This is a genomic window from Terrilactibacillus tamarindi, assembly GCF_009718825.1.
In the GTDB taxonomy this organism is placed as follows: Bacteria; Bacillota; Bacilli; order Bacillales; family Sporolactobacillaceae; genus Terrilactibacillus; species Terrilactibacillus tamarindi.
The window spans coordinates 46,574-64,017 of sequence record NZ_WNHB01000011.1 but is presented as its reverse complement, the minus strand read 5'-3'; the positions used below and the strand labels follow the sequence as shown (position 1 = coordinate 64,017).

At 36.1% G+C, this 17,444-nt stretch carries 16 protein-coding genes; 3 read left to right on the top strand and 13 right to left on the bottom strand.

All coding sequences use genetic code 11. The annotated features are described in order from the left end of the window. Nucleotides 1-2: 2 nt before the first annotated feature. Complete coding sequence (locus GMB86_RS08265; RefSeq protein WP_155218604.1) at nucleotides 3-524, bottom strand: YceD family protein; 522 nt, start codon at nucleotides 522-524, stop codon at nucleotides 3-5. 232 nt (nucleotides 525-756) lie between these two features. Between GMB86_RS08265 and GMB86_RS08260 the strand changes: the two genes are divergently transcribed. Continuing rightward, on the top strand, nucleotides 757-1,974 hold the full coding sequence (locus GMB86_RS08260) for a nucleotidyltransferase (protein ID WP_155218602.1): 1,218 nt from the start codon (nucleotides 757-759) through the stop codon (nucleotides 1,972-1,974). A 41-nt stretch (nucleotides 1,975-2,015) separates the two neighbouring features. Here GMB86_RS08260 and GMB86_RS08255 read toward each other — a convergent pair whose 3' ends face one another. Beyond that, nucleotides 2,016-3,056, bottom strand: coding sequence for a SepM family pheromone-processing serine protease (locus GMB86_RS08255; protein ID WP_155218600.1), 1,041 nt, complete (start codon nucleotides 3,054-3,056; stop codon nucleotides 2,016-2,018). A gap of 219 nt (nucleotides 3,057-3,275) precedes the next feature. Here GMB86_RS08255 and ylbJ point away from each other — a divergent pair, with 219 nt between their 5' ends. Further along, entirely contained in the window at nucleotides 3,276-4,475 is a 1,200-nt protein-coding gene (gene ylbJ, locus GMB86_RS08250) for a sporulation integral membrane protein YlbJ (protein WP_329602829.1), read from the top strand. A 10-nt stretch (nucleotides 4,476-4,485) separates the two neighbouring features. Here the strand turns inward: ylbJ and coaD are convergent, their stop codons facing one another. The 9 genes from coaD to cyoE form a co-directional block, all read right to left on the bottom strand. Next, the gene (gene coaD / locus GMB86_RS08245) at nucleotides 4,486-4,974 is read right to left on the bottom strand and encodes a pantetheine-phosphate adenylyltransferase (RefSeq protein WP_329602828.1); all 489 of its coding nucleotides are present in this window, start codon (nucleotides 4,972-4,974) and stop codon (nucleotides 4,486-4,488) included. Continuing rightward, on the bottom strand, nucleotides 4,967-5,548 hold the full coding sequence (rsmD, locus tag GMB86_RS08240; RefSeq protein ID WP_329602827.1) for a 16S rRNA (guanine(966)-N(2))-methyltransferase RsmD: 582 nt from the start codon (nucleotides 5,546-5,548) through the stop codon (nucleotides 4,967-4,969). Before rsmD ends, coaD begins: the two co-directional genes overlap by 8 nt. Nucleotides 5,549-5,994: 446 nt before the next feature. Further along, complete coding sequence (locus GMB86_RS08235; protein ID WP_155218596.1) at nucleotides 5,995-6,276, bottom strand: YlbG family protein; 282 nt, start codon at nucleotides 6,274-6,276, stop codon at nucleotides 5,995-5,997. A gap of 269 nt (nucleotides 6,277-6,545) precedes the next feature. Then, the gene (locus tag GMB86_RS08230) at nucleotides 6,546-6,983 is read right to left on the bottom strand and encodes a YlbF family regulator (protein WP_155218594.1); all 438 of its coding nucleotides are present in this window, start codon (nucleotides 6,981-6,983) and stop codon (nucleotides 6,546-6,548) included. Between the two features lie 185 nt (nucleotides 6,984-7,168). Next, nucleotides 7,169-7,441 (bottom strand): YlbE-like family protein, encoded by a 273-nt coding sequence (locus GMB86_RS08225; RefSeq protein ID WP_155218592.1) that lies wholly within the window; start codon nucleotides 7,439-7,441, stop codon nucleotides 7,169-7,171. A gap of 3 nt (nucleotides 7,442-7,444) precedes the next feature. Beyond that, nucleotides 7,445-7,888 (bottom strand): spore coat protein YlbD, encoded by a 444-nt coding sequence (gene ylbD / locus GMB86_RS08220; protein ID WP_155218590.1) that lies wholly within the window; start codon nucleotides 7,886-7,888, stop codon nucleotides 7,445-7,447. 180 nt (nucleotides 7,889-8,068) lie between these two features. Next, the gene (locus GMB86_RS08215; RefSeq protein ID WP_155218677.1) at nucleotides 8,069-9,103 is read right to left on the bottom strand and encodes a CAP domain-containing protein; all 1,035 of its coding nucleotides are present in this window, start codon (nucleotides 9,101-9,103) and stop codon (nucleotides 8,069-8,071) included. 129 nt (nucleotides 9,104-9,232) lie between these two features. Beyond that, entirely contained in the window at nucleotides 9,233-9,694 is a 462-nt protein-coding gene (locus GMB86_RS08210) for a hypothetical protein (RefSeq protein WP_196220165.1), read from the bottom strand. 394 nt (nucleotides 9,695-10,088) lie between these two features. Further along, nucleotides 10,089-11,021, bottom strand: coding sequence for a heme o synthase (gene cyoE / locus GMB86_RS08205; protein WP_155218586.1), 933 nt, complete (start codon nucleotides 11,019-11,021; stop codon nucleotides 10,089-10,091). Between the two features lie 441 nt (nucleotides 11,022-11,462). On the opposite strand from cyoE, the gene GMB86_RS08200 reads away from it, so the two are divergent. Further along, nucleotides 11,463-12,407, top strand: a complete 945-nt coding sequence (locus GMB86_RS08200; protein ID WP_230459049.1) for a COX15/CtaA family protein — start codon at nucleotides 11,463-11,465, stop codon at nucleotides 12,405-12,407. A 269-nt stretch (nucleotides 12,408-12,676) separates the two neighbouring features. Here GMB86_RS08200 and pyc read toward each other — a convergent pair whose 3' ends face one another. Further along, a complete protein-coding gene (pyc, locus tag GMB86_RS08195) occupies nucleotides 12,677-16,117 on the bottom strand; it encodes a pyruvate carboxylase (RefSeq protein ID WP_155218582.1) in 3,441 nt (1,146 codons plus the stop codon). Continuing rightward, nucleotides 16,098-17,258: a putative lipid II flippase FtsW gene (ftsW, locus tag GMB86_RS08190; RefSeq protein WP_155218580.1), complete on the bottom strand. Its 1,161-nt coding sequence runs from the start codon at nucleotides 17,256-17,258 to the stop codon at nucleotides 16,098-16,100. The genes pyc and ftsW overlap by 20 nt, the downstream gene beginning before the upstream one ends. Between the last annotated feature and the right edge of the window lie 186 nt (nucleotides 17,259-17,444).

Below are 17,444 nucleotides of genomic sequence, written 5' to 3'. Positions count from 1 at the left end.
ATTTATTCGTCAAAAAACTTTTTCAGTTTTTCAAGCCGTGGGTCAATCATTTTTTTCTGTTCATTTTCAGAGACGAGATCCCAACCTTCTCCTGATGGATTGGCCCGTTTCTCAGCGCTTTCACTCACAATACGCATTGGTTTTTCAACTAAAATCGCTTCAACAATATATGGTGTTAAATTGATTTCATCGTCTTCAATCGTATGAACAAGATCATCTTCATCGAGTTCTTCATCACGATAATTTGGTGACAACAAGAACGTTTCAGATGTCCGGATATGAAATGGGTAATCAACATCTTCTAACGTTATCGCACATGGTAAAACCATCGTTCCATCAATGGTAAGATGAAATGTTATCGAATGTCGCATAAACTCCACATACCCATGAACATGTATAGGAGAAAGCTGTCTTATTTCCGGATCCACATGAAATAAGTCTAAAGGTAATTGTACAGTTTCATCTACAACGTATCCTTCTTCTTTATTTTTCAATAAATCCGATAATGTCCATTTTAAAGCCATCATTACCACTCCTAGACAACAAATGTTATTATAGACTTTGTACTACTAAATGTCAATATAACGCATCATATTGATGTAATACATTTATATGCTTAACGACTAATCCAAGGTGATCAAATCAATCCATGTCACTTAGTTAAACCTTTTATAGTATTTACAGGTGATAGACAAGATTAGACAGTATTCAAATCATACAAACTTAGTGTGCAGAAAAAGAAGGTGATATATTCAAATGAAAATAGCAGGTATCATTGTTGAGTTCAATCCAATGCATAATGGTCATCAATACCTTATTCAGAGGATTCGCAAAATAGAAAAACCAGACATCATCATTGCGGTTATGAGTGGGAATTTTCTTCAACGCGGTGAACCATCCATCGTATCTAAATGGCTGCGAACAGAAATGGCTTTAACCGCAGGAATCGATCTTGTCCTAGAACTACCATATCACTATGCAGTAGGACATGCGAATCTTTTTGCACAAGGCGCCATCTCTATCCTCTCAGAATGTGGAATAACAGATCTTTATTTCGGTAGTGAATCAGGTGACATAGCTTCTTTTTATCATACCGCTCGACATTTACGCAATGAAAAAAGTAAGCTCGATCTTCTTGTTCAAGAAAAATTACAACAGGGATATAGTTATCCGAAAGCTTATTCATTGGCTTACGATTTAACTCATAAAAATGAAACGAAGCTTCTTGACTTATCAGAACCCAATAATATTCTTGGACTTCATTATGTCAAAGTCATACAGGAACATCATAGTTCTATCAATGCCCATACGATATTAAGAAAAGGCGCACAACACCATGACCAATCCCCACATACTCATACTGGATTTGCGAGTGGAACCAGCATTCGCAACGCATTAATGAATGGAGATGATTTTAAATCTATTGCAGACAAGATGCCAAATGAATCTTATAAAATATTGATGAGAGCCGTTAATCAGAACCAAATTTTGGGTTGGAATGATTTTTTTCCATTATTGAAATATCGGTTAATGTCATCATCCACGGAGGAATTAGCCTCTATCTATGAATCAGAAGAAGGCCTTGAATTTCGTGCCATGAAAGCCATCAAAGAAACCAATGACTTTATCTCATTTGTCAGTTTAATGAAGACAAAGCGATACACTTGGACAAGATTACAAAGATATTGTTGCCATATACTAGTAAATGTATCAAAGCAAAAAATGAAGTCTTTTTTAGCAAAACCACATCCCCCCTATCTTCGATTGCTGGGAATATCATTACAGGGGCAACGTTATCTGCGATATAAAAAGGACTCATTCTCGGTTCCTTTAATATCCAATGTAAAAAAATCGTTTGAAGACTTACTGAGAATTGATATTAGATCTGCGGATATCTATGACATGAAAACATCTTACTCAGAAAAAAAATCAAAACCTCTTCGCTACGACCAAGAAAACCAACGTTTTCTTTAAACCTTAACCGTCGCTTACTTAAATTAAGTAAGCGACTTGATTTACTTTTTCTTTAATTTCGATAAGTAGTGAATGGCATCATCAAACGTTCCTACCGGAATAACCTTCATTTTTGACCCTATATCTTTTGCTGTTTTCTCGGCATCCTCATATTCGTTTTGTGCCGTTGGCGCTAAAAATATATCTGCTCCTGATTTATCTGCCCCAACGATTTTTTCTTCAATGCCGCCAATTGGACCTACAGAGCCATCCATTTCTATGGTTCCTGTACCCGCAATTTTATAGCCCTTGGCCAAATCTCGTTTCGTTAATTGATCGTAAATATTGAGCGCCATCATAAGACCTGCTGATGGACCGCCTATATTTTTAATATTGAATTTGATTTTAGGTTTAACATGAATAGATAGTTTGGTACTCTGCGTAATACCTAATCCATAGCGTGTTTTTCCATTGGTATAAAATTTGGTTTTAGGAAAAGTCCCTATTTTAGCTGTAACGTTTCGTTCTTTTCCATGTCGTATTAAATTAATATGAATCAATTCACCAGGACGCCTATTTTTCAGTAAGGGCTGGATATCTGAAATACTTTGTATATTCTTTCCTTCCATACCAATTATAATGTCGCCCGGCTTTAGGACTTTCGAGGCTGGCATGGATGATATAACATCAATAATTTGTACACCTTGAAAAGTCACTTTTGGATCTAGATTAGCTTTTTTATAGGCTATATAGGTAGCCGCTTTTTGAGCCCCCATCATATCATTTTTTGCCCTAAGGTTATATTCTTCATTTGTTTCATCTGGCATCATGACTTGGTTTTGTTTGACCAATGTTGTGTACTTATTATGATCATATTTAGCCCACAAGTATTGGTATATATTAGCCTCTCCAACAAGAATGTAGACTAACATGAAATCACCATTAACCTTTTGACCATCCTCAACGACAGCCAAGGATTTAATCGATTGAGCTGAGCCTGGGGATTGAATAAAATAAGGTGTTTTATAAAAATTCAAAAATAGAGCTAGGATCACAACAATAATTAGCCCCAAGTACATGCTATTTCGTTTTCTTAATCTCATCAGCATCCTCCAATCAAACATTCATAAGATAAGTATATACCTACTTAGTATCCATCTATGTTATGTCTAAATTTTTTGACGTTATTTTGGTCGATTTTGTAACAATTCAAATGAGGTCTAATTCATATACCCTAGCATACCATATTGTATGGACAAGATTTTCAAAGTTCGTCTTTTAGTCTACATAGAAGGGAGTCATTCTAGCAATTGAAGAAATCAGTGTTCAAAACATATATACTTGCTATTTGTGCATTTGGTCTTGCAGGTACCATGATCACGTATCCACAAGTTTCACTCGATGCTTCTATTCGTGGACTTAAATTGTGGTGGGATGTCGTCTTTCCTTCACTTATGCCTTTCTTTATCCTTAGTGAATTAATGATAGCTTTTGGTCTCGTCTCCTTTATGGGTGTTCTCTTTGAGCCCATTATGAGACCTTTATTCCGAATTCCTGGGGTAGGTGGGTTTGTTTTTGTTATGGGGATTGTCTCTGGCTTTCCAGCTGGAGCCAAAATTAGCACCCGACTTTACGAGGAAAAGAAATTAACCAAAACCGAAGCTGAGAGACTGGCGAGTTTTACTAACTTTTCAAATCCACTCTTCATTTTTGGTGTGATAGCCACTGGTTTCTTTCATCAAGCATCCCTTGGTATCATCTTTGCCCTTTCTCACTATCTTGGCAATCTTATTGTTGGATTTTTCATGCGATTTTATAAATCGAACGAAGAGACGACAGAAACGAGAAGTTCAACCAAAAAAACATTTATTCTATTCAAAGCCTTTCAAACGATGCATGAAGAGCGCCTTCGCCAGCAAAAACCGTTTGGAAAATTACTCGGTGACGCTGTTCATAATTCAGTGACAACATTATTAATGATCGGCGGATTTATTATTCTATTTTCGGTACTGAATCAGATGCTTATGCAAATTCATTGGGATAGTGTTATTCAACTGATCTTACATAATGGGCTTCATTTGATTCATTTTTCACCTGAATTTGGTAAGGCGATCATACCAGGCTTATTCGAAATAACCATTGGAGCCCGACAAATTAGTGAAGTGTCAGGCCCACTCATTCAAAAAGTGATATTAGTGAGTATGATTCTCGGTTTTTGTGGATTTTCAATTCAAGCCCAAGTGATGAGTATTTTATCTGAAGCCAATTTGAGCGCTAAGCCGTTTTTGATTGGACGTCTTATTCACGCCCTCTCTAGTGGCATCTTTGCTTTTATTCTCTTTCACTTCTTTGAAGTTAATGAAAGTGAACCATCTTTCATTCCCACATTAGATGTTTTAAGTGCAACTCAAACCACTTTAATTCAAGTCTCGGACCATGTTCTACAGGCTGGTTCACTGTTTACATTAATTACTTTAATCATTTTTATTCTCTTACGGACAAAGATCCATCTAAATAAATAACCCCGCTATATTAATGCGGGGATTTGTATTTCTCTAATAAGGCTTTTTCAACAGGTTCGGGAACAAGTTCTTTAACATTACCATGATATTTTGCTGTTTCCTTAATCATACTTGAACTAATAAACGAATATTTGTTATTTGTCATCATAAAAAAAGTTTCGATATTTGGATCTAAATGCTTATTAATAGCCGAAATTTGCAGCTCATACTCAAAATCAGATATGGCTCGTAATCCACGTAAAATAATTCTTAAGTTTTTTTCTTTAACATAATCGACCAGTAAACCATTAAATGAATCCACACTAACATTTGGTATATGTTTTGTCGTTTCCTTTAATAAGGCTACCCGTTCCTCAAATGTAAACAAGGGGGTTTTTCTAGAATTATTCAGAACAGCAACGACAATATGATCAAACACCGTTGCCCCTCGCTGAATAATATCTAAATGTCCATATGTAACCGGGTCAAAACTCCCTGGATAAACCGCTATTCTACTCACTTAGTTTCTCCTTCCCAGACTCAAAAACATAGATTGAGACGGCCGTTTTTCCGTGATATTCCTTTCTTTTCCAGAGATTTAAATGCCCCTCAAATGAATCAGGCAAGGATATTGATGTTTCATGTTCAATAACAATAAGTGAATCATACTTAAACAAATTCCCTTTTATTAAGGCTTGAATATCCTTTTTTATTTGTTGATCGGCATATGGTGGATCCATAAAAATAAGATTAAATTGGCGTTCTTGTTTTGCAAGCAAAAAGATGGCCTTAGAAACATCATTTCGATATATTTCTGATTTAGACTCATAACGACAGAGATGGATATTTTCTTGTATAACATCAAAAGCCTGTTTTGACCGGTCAATAAAAACAGCGAATTCCATTCCCCTACTTAGTGCCTCAATACCTAACCCACCACTTCCGCTATACAAGTCAAGGACCATTCCCCCGTCAAAATATGGTCCAATCATATTAAAAATCGATTCCTTGACCTTATCGGTTGTTGGTCTCGTTTGATTGCCTTTAACTGCTTTTAGTGACCTTCCTCTTGCCTCGCCTGAGATAACTCTCACTTTCATCATCCTTATTATTGTATAATCATTCAATACGTCATTTATAACGGCGAGTATACCCCCACCTTCAAGGTAATGAGTGTAATCAAGTATTTCTAAGTGGGGGTAACTACCCACATGAGCCCAATTGGTTCAGGCTTTCAATCAGTAGAGGATGAAGAACCCCCCACTGATTGAAGTTACACTTTATTTTATGTCATCTAATTTAGTCGTACACATCAATATGACTTTTTAATCTTATCTTTTAACGTATAGTTCCATAAAATCATGTTAATACTATTTCAAGACAACATCAATCAAACGATGTTGTTCCAACCGCGGAGGCTTACGTTTCCCCATAAGTGTTCCGCTGGTTTCTCCTCTCCCATTTGTCTGACATACAACTATGTATGAATTTAGACAACCTGCAGGGTATCCTGCAGGTTTTTTTCTATTGTGAACAAATGTTATAAAGGAAGATAAGCTGATTCTTTCCCGCTATTTTTTCCAGTGTTCTTCTTTTTTTCATAGCTTGTTTTCAATTCTTGCAGGTGCGATTTATCAATACGTTTCACATATTTCGCTTTTTTTAATTCTTGTCTAATTTCTTCTTCATTGACAGCATCGCAATAGAGCATCACATAACGCATGCGATCCGATATATAATGGACGTGTCCATACCGTCTTAAATATCGTATATACTTGAGATGAGTGATCCATACAACTAGTCCAATTCTTTCAGTTTTCATTCTTTTTCTCCTTAATCAAAAGGTGATTCATAGAAAATAGATAGATCAATCTTATTTCGAATCTCTTTTCTAATAGCTGTTTTATTTTATCTAGTGAAGTATCCAAACTAGAGGGGTTTTAAAAAAAGTCATCCACTCAATAGGTTTGTCGTTCACTATTAATTTTATCCTATTTAGCGATTTGCCCTGAGATTAACACTCCGTTCTTTTGTGTTTACTCTAACAAAAAAAGGGGGTGTCCATCAGAACACACCCGAAAGACTCCAATATTAATGACAACCGCATGATCCTCCTGTACTACAACCTCCAGCACATTGTTTATCAAAAAATGGGTCACCGGTAGGTACCATGATTGACTCGGATACAGCTCGTGCTATTTGTACACTTATTGAATTGAGTAAATCCTGTACTTTTTCTTCTGCTTCCTTATAAGCAGCCACTGTCTCATTCAAATCTAAGTTTCGTTTGACTTCCATCATTTCTTGTATAACCGACTTATAATCTGGGTGGTAACGACCAAAACGCTGCACCTCGTCATATTTCTCTTTCGTTTTTAAAAAATTATGAATTAGGGCTTGAGATTGAGCATCTTTTGCCATGCGTTCTTTACAAGTTAGGTAGTCATGGAAAACATCAGAGTCTTTTAACATGTTTGCCAATTGTTCAGTGTCGTCTAAGACGGATATGGTTTCCATTGAAGCAAACATAACTCCACCTCCATTTATCAGTCTTTCATAGACTAATCATACACTATCCTGTTACCCTTTGACAATGTCTGAAACTTAGATGCTCATCGGTCCATTTGCCTTCTTACTTCCCCACCCTACTTCTCCTACTTTGGATTATTTAGAAGCGGTTTGAAGCGGTTTGACGCGGTTTTAGAATCTGTATATTAGTTATCCTCATTCGACGACTTATCCGATTCTTGTTGATTATCCTGCATAGACATGACCATATCCATAAGCATCGAAAGAAAACTTACTCGCTCATTGAATGTATCCATTCTTTTTGCGAAGGTTCGGCCATAATACTCATTTGCTTCTTTCACTAATCTAGGATATTCATTGGGATACCGACTGAGCTTTATATACCATTCGGGATTCATTCTAACATATCGTTTTATTTCTGGAGCTGAAGTAAGATAATATTGGATATCTCTTCTCATCTTTTAATCCCTTCTAAAACGGAATGGAATCTGAGGTCTTGTTTCTGTCATGGTTTGATGATTTTCATTACCATTTGCATTGGTCCCATTCTGTTGGTTGTTATTTCTTTGTTGAGGTTGAAATTGGCCAATAATCCCTTGAATACTTGTTAAAGCCCCATTGAGTGTTTCAAGTCTATTTTCCCAATCTTTGGTGTCTATATGATTAATAAATGAAATGACTTTATCAAAAGAAAAATTCTTATGTGTACCTGTATCTTTTTTTACATCTTTCCTCTTTATGCCATATTCATCCCAGATTTCTGAGTCTTCACCAAATAGAACCCATTCGTCAAAAATGTCATTCCAAGATTTACCTTGCTCTTTTATTTTTTTTACCATCTCGGGATGTTTTCGCAAAAATGTTTTAAAGGCCTTAATGGCATCATTGGTTCGTTGTTCACTCATCCGTTACACCCCTTCCTGACCTTTACTAACTTCTATTATTATCATAATATTGATAATCAAAATGGTTCCCCTAATTTAATAAAATTTTGTATATTCATTTCATTTTTATTTATTATTCTGTCTACTTTTGTTAACAAAATTAAAAAGGCACCAATTTATTGGAGCCTTTATCGTTAAATGTTAGTTAGAAAATGGCGTTACAAAATCTTGTGTATAGTTGTCTTTATATACACCGACTCCTAATTCAGTAAACTCCTCATTCAATAAATTTTTTCGATGATCTTCACTGTTTAGCCATCCAATGACAACTGCTACCCCGTCTGGGTATTTTGCGGCAATATTCTCCCCAGCTAGTTGAAATTGAACTTTCTCTTTTTGTAACCTTTTTGCCAAATCGCCGGACCATTTTGAATCATGGGAGAAATAGTTTTTTTCTTTCATTTCTTGGCTATGTTTATATGCTGCATCTGAAGCCGATTTATTCCAATCTAGTGGTTTAACGCTATATCTTGTTCGCAAGATGTTCGAGATATCAAATATCTCAATGGCTTCAGATTGGTTCACTGCATCCCATTCATCGTCTGATAATTTCAATGGATCTGGTAAACTACCACCAATATAAGTTAGTGAATAAGGTCTTTGTCGAACTAAAACTTCATCCGTCATATATCGTACACCAACTAATCGATCTGTCATATGATCAAAATTTAATTGAACCCAATATTTCCCGAATTTAATTAAAGGTCGAACCATAAGGTCATCTTCATTAAACTCAAAATCAATTTTTGTACCTTTATAGTTAAGCGAAACGGTATCAGATAGCGGGACCTTTTTATAAATATCTCTCGACTTCTTTTCTATAATAAAAGGATCTGTTTTTAATTGTTTTCCTAAAGCGTAAATCGATGTCACACGTTCCGATTTATTATCGATCCCTATTTGAATATATTTCTCAGATCCTCGTCCATATATAAACCATTGATATCCCTCATTTGTCGGATCTATACGTTCTGGTTCTCCAAATTTCTCGATTATTTCTTTTTTTGACTTTCCCATATATGAAAATATTCCGTTATTAGGAACCTTGAATGTTGATTGAGTTGGTGTTGTAATCTCTACGGAATGATTATTATCTGCTTTTTGATTCGTTGGTGGTCCTATTAATGTAAAAGCAAAAGTCAGTACAAAGACAATAATCGCAATAAAAAATATCATAAAGCTTGTTTTACGCAGAACACACACTCCCTTTCATCATTCATTATACCAACGTTCTTCTCTATATAAAATGAATATCCCTTGAGACTAAATGAAAAATTTAGGTCATGCCTTACATATCGCTCATAACTATTTTTCTACCATGACAATGACCCATATGGTTTGATTTGTTTTTATGTTTGCGGCATAACCAATCCCTACAGTTCCATTAACATCATGGTTTAAAAAATAACCCGCTTTTTTTGAAACCCAATTATGATATAGTCTATTAGTTGTTTCAGACAAACTTTCCTTTTTTATCAATTCAAAAACACGATTGTGATGCGTGTGTGTGATAATCCACTCTGATTGAATCGGTTGTATTGTTTTTCCTAGCTTAATTTGTTCGGCTCTTAATCTGGCTAATCTAGATAGGTCGAAATCCATTTGAAGACGTGGAATATGCTTCAATTTTCTTTCCTTGTTTATTTTTAGAAACATTTTTCTTTCCTCGTATTTTAAAGGAGAAAGATGACTAACTTCCATTGATTGTAATTGTTTCTCATTTTTTGATTTACCAATTGCTGCCACTGACGATTGACTTTTATTCAAAGAATGATTAGTGATAAAGTAACTGATTATTAGGATCATGAAAGCTAAACTTATTAGACAAAAATGATAAACGAAAGACTTAACGTTCATTAGATATGCTAGACCTCCTTTATGCCTGTCAAAGTCTAGCTATCAGTCTAACCATTTATATGATTATTTAGCCTGAATGACTTACTAATAACCTATTCGCACATATAAAAAAGCCATCATATTCGATGACTTTTTCATAAAGTGTATTATCTTACCCCTCATTAACGGTGAGTCTTGATCCCCCGTCTCAAGGTACCGAGTGTAAACGAACATTCTTAGGTGGGGGTAACTCTCGCATGAATCTGATTGGTTCAGGTTTACAATCAGAGGGGAATGAAGAAAACCCACTGATACACGTCTCACTTTATATGAGTACTGAGACAATCATAGCAACAAAAAGAACGACCATATAATTAAGGGAAAAAACAAACATCGCTTTTGCCCATTTCAACGTTGTTTTTTCATCCTTTTTATATAAACCTGTAATGCCCAAAACTAACCACCCCACACCTAATAAAACGGCACAAACAGTATAAAGTACACCAAGTGGATACAAGACCAGTGATACAGGAAGTAATACAGAAACATAGATAATGATTTGTCGTTTTGTCATTTCGAAACCTGCAACAACAGGTAACATAGGAATACCTGCTACCCGATATTCTTCAGTTCGTTTCATAGCAAGAGCTAAAAAATGAGGTGGTTGCCATAAAAACATAATGAGAAACATGAGCCACGGCGTCATGGTTCCTAAAGAAGGGTCAATTGCTGCCCAGCCAATCAGTGGCGGCATGGCCCCTGATATTGAACCTACAATGGTGTTCATCGAATGCGTTCTTTTTAACCACCAAGTATAAATGACAACATAAACAAATAAGCCTATTAGTCCAAAAAAAGCGGCCGTGTAAGAAGATAATGTCAACCAAATAACACCGATGAGTGATAATAGTAACCCAACCCATAATACTTGTTTGCCAGGTATCTGCCCCGTTGCGGATGGTCTTTCTTTCGTCCTTTCCATTAATAAATCAATATCTCGGTCTATATAATTATTTAGAGCGCAGCCGCCTGCTATAATAAAGGCTGTTCCAAGTAAAACAAAAATAATCGAATCCAATCGATCAAAGAAACCTTCATTCGTGTATTGTAATCCTAGCCATAATCCCGCGAAGGTTGTGATAAGATTCGAATTGACGATGCCCATTTTAAATGTCGTTATAAAATCTTTGAGTGTCGGTTTTCCTTCCTCTTGAACCAATTTTTCCGTGTCTTGAATGGAGGAAATTGCTTTTACCATTTTCATACCGCCTTTTCCATTTTATCTTCCCGCAGAGGATCTATTCTTATAAACTATGAGTATTCTCTCAGGATCCATCTATCATACATCTTTCATTTTTTTAGATGCATGAAATTTTCTTAGCTCACATAAAAAACGACTAGCACGATTTATCGAACCACATTTTATGTTCTTACTTTGTTCACAAAATAGATAAAAAAATGTCTTTCTTTTTGCATATTCTATCGAATTTCTTTATTATTAATATGTTATGATTAAAAGATTACTATATATGGGCGCACTAATATATTATAACGAATCCTTATAAATTTGTATAATGTTTCACGTTAATTAATTGAATTTGTTCTGTTTTCGTTGTTTACTAGAAAAAGTCTTATAATGGTACCATGACTTTATGAGCTTTCATCTGTAAAATAGAGATGTACAACCAATTAGTCACAATTGAATACCAAAACGATGCAACTACTTATAGAAAGGACGTTACATATGAATCGTATTTGGCGTTATTTAAGTGTATTTGCCACTATCATGATTTTAATCGTAGTACTAATGGGAGCATTAGTGACGAATACTGGATCTCAGGCAGGTTGTGGATCCTCTTGGCCGCTTTGCAATGGGGAAATGATCCCAACCGAGGCCCAAAAACATACGATAATAGAGGTAAGTCATCGATATGTTACTGGGATAACAGGAATTGCTGTCGTTATTCAAGCTGTTTGGGTTTGGTTTAAATGGCGATCAAAAGAAACACGTATATTAGCTGTCTCATCTGTCTTTTTTCTTGTTCTCCAAGCATTGCTTGGGGCGGCGGCCGTTATTTGGAGTCAATCATCCTATGTATTAGCCCTTCATTTCGGTATTTCGCTTCTTTCCTTTGCGAGTGTTTTACTGATTACGATCGTTGTCTTTGAGAAAACCTATTGGAAAACGGGACGCATATCTTTTGATCTATCAAAAGGCGTTAAATGGAACTTTGTTCTCCTTGGCATATATACCTATATATTGGTCTATTCTGGAGCCTTTGTAAGACACACCGATTCCAGTTTGGGCTGTACAGATTTTCCGAGGTGCAACGGAGAATGGATACCACCCATCGTATCCAGGGCGGGCATTCAATATCTACACAGAGTTCTCGCTCTGATTCTTGTCATTTGGTTAATAGGGACTCTTATCTATTTACTAAAAAAACATAAAGACATTCCTTTACTATCCATTGGGTTGCTCATTGCCATTATTTTTGTATTCTTACAAGCACTCTCTGGTATTTTCATCATACAAACCAACATGATGCTCGTATTTTTATTACTGCATGCATTTTTTGTCACATGCTTCTTTGGAATACTCGTTGGACTTACGATGGTAACATTACGAAAACATACAAAATAACATCAAACGACACTCCAATTTTCGTCTATTGGAGTGTCGTTTTTCTTGCAGCTGCATTTATCTTTATTTATAAAGTGAAACCTCCATCAGTGGGGATTTTCTTCATCCCCCACCAATGGTTAGCTTGAACCAATCGACCTTTACGGGCAGTTGATCCCCCACCTATCTTCTATGAATACTCACAATCTTAAGGTGGGGTTCTTTATTTGCAATTAAGGCGGGATAAACAAAAACCTTCATCAATTGTGATGAAGGTTTTTGTTATTTGATTAACTTAATTCAATTAGTAAATCTCCTGGCTGTATAACATCTGTTTCTCTAACACTAATTCGTTGGATCACACCATCCATTGGTGCTTGAACCGTTGTCTCCATTTTCATCGCTTCGGCAATAAGAAGATGATCGCCTTTTTTCACTTTTTGCCCTTCTTCAACCAGTACTTTTAATACCGTTCCAGGCATCGAAGCGCCTAATTGTTTTGGATTATTTTTATCTGCTTTCGGATGCGACACTACGGAAGTTTCAATACTTAAGTCTTTCGCAATCACTTCACGTGGTTGGCCGTTTAACTCAAAATAGACAATCCGAGTTCCATCAGGCTGAGGTTGACTTACTGATACAAGTTTCACAACAATTGTTTTGCCTTTACTAATGAAGACTTCGATTTCTTCACCAATCCTTAACCCATAGAAAAAGGTTGGTGTGTCAAGAATTGAAAGTTCTCCATACGTTTCTTTGAAATTTAAGTAATCCTGGAATACTTTTGGATAAAGAGCAGCAGATAACACATCTTCGTTAGAAAACGACTCTTTAAATTCTTTTTCTAGATCATCTTTAATTTTATCAAAATTAACTGGTTCTAAATGTTTACCTGGACGATCTGTTAATGCTGGTTTTCCTTTTAAGATAATTTCTTGTAATTTTTTTGGAAAACCTTGATACGGTTGCCCTAAATCACCTTTAAAGAACGAGATGACAGAGTCAGGAAAATCAAGGGTCTCACCTTTATTATAAATATCTTCTTCTGTTAAATTATTTTGAACCATGTAAAGAGCCATATCACCTACGACTTTAGAAGAAGGAGTGACTTTAACAATATTCCCAAACATATCATTTACACGACGATACATGTCTTTGACTTGATCAAATTTTTCACCAAGGCCAACTGACTGGGCTTGTTGTCTTAGATTACTATATTGCCCACCTGGCATTTCATATTTATAAATTTCAGAATTAGTGGATTTTAATCCACTTTCAAAAGGTGCATAAAATTTACGAACACTTTCCCAGTAATGACTTAATTCTTCCAATGCGTCGATCGATATATTAGGCTGTCTGTCATTATATTGCAGAGCATAATAAAGAGCATTCGCACTAGGTTGCGAAGTTAGACCTGATAATGCTTCGATCGCAACATCCACAATGTCAACGCCGGCTTCAATGGCTTTCGCATAAGTAAAAATACCATTACCACTTGTATCATGTGTATGAAGGTGGATCGGAATATCGATCGTTTCTTTCAAAGCTGAAATCAGTGCATAAGCAGATTCTGGTTTTAAGAGACCCGCCATATCTTTAATTCCAAGAATATGAGCACCTGCGGATTCTAAATTTTTAGCTAATTCTTTGTAATAGTTGAGGTCATATTTGGTTTTTGATGGATCTAAAATATCACCTGTATAACAAATGGTTGCTTCAGCAATCTTATTATTTTCACGTACGGCTTCAATGGCAAGTTTCATGCCTTCTATCCAATTTAAACTATCAAACACGCGGAAAACATCTACGCCACTTTCAGCTGCCTGTTTTACAAAAGCTTTAATTAAATTATCCGGATAGTTTTTATAGCCTACGGCATTTGAACCTCTAAGCAACATTTGGAATAAAACATTTGGCATTTTTTTGCGTAATTTTCGTAGTCTCTCCCAAGGATCTTCCATTAGAAAACGAAGCGCCGTATCAAAAGTTGCTCCACCCCAAACTTCGCTTGAGAAAAGATGAGGAAGCATATGAGCCGTTTGATCTGCTACTTTGAGTAAATCATGGGTTCTAACACGAGTAGCGAGTAGGCTCTGATGTGCGTCACGGAATGTCGTATCAGTTAGCAAAACTTTCTTCTGCTTTTTGACCCATTCGACAACTCCATCAGGTCCAACAGTATCCAGAATTTGTTTAGTGCCCGCTTGTACGGGTTCACCATCTAAAATCGGAACCTTAGGAGTTTCAAAAACGGCTTTCTTTGTTTTTTCAATACCAGGGTAGCCGTTTATCGTTGTATGAGCAATATAATCTAATATTTTTGTGTCACGATTGAGACTTTTTCTAAACACAAATAATTCAGGTGTTGAATCAATGAATGACGTCGTTACTTTTCCTTCTAAAAATGCTTTGTGTTTAACCACATTTTCCAAGAAAGCAATATTTGTTTTTACGCCTCGTATCCGAAATTCTTTGAGATTACGTAGCATTTTTGCCGCTGCTTTTTCAAAAGTTAGTCCTTGAGTTGATAATTTAACTAAGAGTGAATCATAGTGAGGTGTAATAACTGATCCTTGGAAAGCATTTCCTGCATCCAATCGTACTCCAAAACCTCCACCACTACGATAGGCCATAATTTTTCCGGTATCCGGCATGAAATTATTACTTGGATCTTCTGTTGTTACACGGCATTGAATCGCATAACCGTACCAATTGATGTCTTTTTGTTCGGGTATAAGAATTGGATTTTCATGCAATCCGTATCCTTTTGCAATTAATATTTGTGATTGGACAATGTCAATTCCTGTAATCATTTCTGTTATTGTGTGTTCTACTTGAACACGTGGGTTGACTTCAATAAAGAAAAACTCTCCGTTACTTGATACAAGAAATTCAACCGTTCCTGCATTTAAATAGTTCACACTTTTCATTAATTTAACAGCTGAGTCACAGATTGCTTGTCTTACCTTTTCATCCAAAGAACGGCTTGGAGCTACTTCAACGACTTTTTGATGACGACGTTGTACAGAACAATCCCTTTCAAACAAATGAACGGTGTCTCCATTTTGATCGGCCAAGATTTGAACTTCAATGTGTCTAGGATTTTCGATATATTTTTCAACATAAACATCATCTTGACCAAACGTTTGTTTCGCTTCAGATTTGGCTCTATTATAAGCCTCTTCAAGTTCACCTTCATTGCGAACGATACGCATTCCACGACCACCGCCGCCGAGTGCTGCTTTAATGATTATTGGATATCGGTGTGCATCGGCAAAAGCACGTACTTCTTCAACACTAGAAACCGTTCCTTCACTTCCTGGTATGACTGGAATACCTGCTTCTATGGCTGCTGTTCTAGCTTTTGATTTATCGCCAAAAGTGATCAAATGCTGATGTTTTGGTCCAACAAAAATAATATTTTCCTCTTCACAACGCCGAGCAAAGTCGGCATTTTCTGACAAAAAACCATAGCCAGGATGAATCGCATCGACATCGTGATCTTTTGCAAGTTTTACAATGCCTTCAATGTCTAAATAAGCATCAATCGGTTTCTTTCCTTCTCCAACAAGATAAGCTTCATCCGCTTTATAACGGTGGTATGAAGCAGAATCCTCTTTCGAATAGATTGCGACGGTACGAATCTGTAATTCATTACAGGCTCTAAATACACGAATCGCAATTTCACCTCTGTTCGCAACCATTAGTTTCTTAATGGGTCTCAATTGCATTCTCTTTCTCCCCCTGATTTGCTTGATGTGATCGTTTTATGTTGACAAAAGCTGAGATATTTATAAGTACTCCCATAGTAAATAATAACATGACAAGGGAGGAACCTCCATAACTAATAAAAGGTAAGGTAACACCCGTAATGGGTAGTAATCCTGTCGCCGCCCCTAAATTAACAAAAGTTTGAATCGCAATTAAAGATGACACCCCAATAGCCAGTAAACTTCCAAAAACATCTTTACATCGAATGGCTATAACAATGCCCTTTAAGACGAGATATGCTAGACAGATAATGACAAATAGGATCCCAATAAATCCTAATTCTTCTCCGATAATAGCAATGATGAAGTCTGTATGAGGCTCAGGTAGAAAACCTGCTTTTTCAATACTCTGACCTAATCCCTTACCGGTAAATCCTCCTGAAGCAATAGCAATATAAGAATTCACCAATTGTTTTCCTGCACCTTGTTGGATAGAAAACGGATCATAAGCAGCCTGAAAACGATCAGATTGCACATTTGAAATCATAAACGTAAACATTAAAGTTACGGCGATTAATGACAATATAAGCAGTGTAATAACGTGTTTAGCACGAATCCCCGAACAAATAATAATGGTTCCAGCTACTCCAGCAATAATCATGGCTGTCCCCAAATCAGGTTGTGCTTCAACAAGGATAAAAATGATACAAATAAGAATTAATGGTGGTAATACAGATGTTTTAAAATTAGATATAAAGGCTTGTTTTTTTGCAAAAACGGAAGCTAAATAAACAATAACGGTCAGTTTTGCCAATTCAGAAGGCTGAATATTAAACCCACCGAGTGTAAACCAGGATTGAGCATTATTCGACGTATGACCCACCACAAATAATAAGATCAGGAGAAATATGGTGATAACCGTGATGGGTTTAACGAATTTCATATAAACTTTATATGGAATAATCATGCCCACTAAACCGGCAAAAATTCCTAAACAACTCCAAATCAATTGTCTTTGAAAAAAATAAGCGCTTGGGAGCTCATATCTTGATACTGCGACAACCATACTTGCACTATAAACCATAATCAAGCCAAGACCTAACAACATGCAGATTGTTACAATTAATGAATAGTCATAATGACGAAATAATTTCTTTAACATGGTGATCACCTAGTCATCTATTAAATTAGATAAAATGAAACTTCAGTCAGCAGGGTTCTTCTATCCCCATCTGATTGATCGTTAAACCAATCGGGCTGTTACTGACCGTTACCCTCACCTAAACTCTTAGAGTTCACGTCATCCTTTTCGTGAGGGCCTATCGTCCGTCCAATCGGGACAAATGAA

Excerpts from the sequence above, each read along its gene's own strand:
- cyoE (WP_155218586.1), bottom strand. The coding sequence starts at position 11,021 with ATGGTAAAAGCAATTTCCTCCATTCAAGACACGGAAAAATTGGTTCAA.
- GMB86_RS08215 (WP_155218677.1), bottom strand. The coding sequence starts at position 9,103 with ATGATATTTTTTATTGCGATTATTGTCTTTGTACTGACTTTTGCTTTT.
- GMB86_RS08225 (WP_155218592.1), bottom strand. The coding sequence starts at position 7,441 with ATGAGAAGAGATATCCAATATTATCTTACTTCAGCTCCAGAAATAAAA.
- GMB86_RS08255 (WP_155218600.1), bottom strand. The coding sequence starts at position 3,056 with ATGAGATTAAGAAAACGAAATAGCATGTACTTGGGGCTAATTATTGTT.
- ylbD (WP_155218590.1), bottom strand. The coding sequence starts at position 7,888 with ATGAGTGAACAACGAACCAATGATGCCATTAAGGCCTTTAAAACATTT.
- GMB86_RS08230 (WP_155218594.1), bottom strand. The coding sequence starts at position 6,983 with ATGTTTGCTTCAATGGAAACCATATCCGTCTTAGACGACACTGAACAA.
- GMB86_RS08260 (WP_155218602.1), top strand. The coding sequence starts at position 757 with ATGAAAATAGCAGGTATCATTGTTGAGTTCAATCCAATGCATAATGGT.
- GMB86_RS08265 (WP_155218604.1), bottom strand. The coding sequence starts at position 524 with ATGGCTTTAAAATGGACATTATCGGATTTATTGAAAAATAAAGAAGAA.
- pyc (WP_155218582.1), bottom strand. The coding sequence starts at position 16,117 with ATGCAATTGAGACCCATTAAGAAACTAATGGTTGCGAACAGAGGTGAA.
- ftsW (WP_155218580.1), bottom strand. The coding sequence starts at position 17,258 with ATGTTAAAGAAATTATTTCGTCATTATGACTATTCATTAATTGTAACA.
- GMB86_RS08235 (WP_155218596.1), bottom strand. The coding sequence starts at position 6,276 with ATGAAAACTGAAAGAATTGGACTAGTTGTATGGATCACTCATCTCAAG.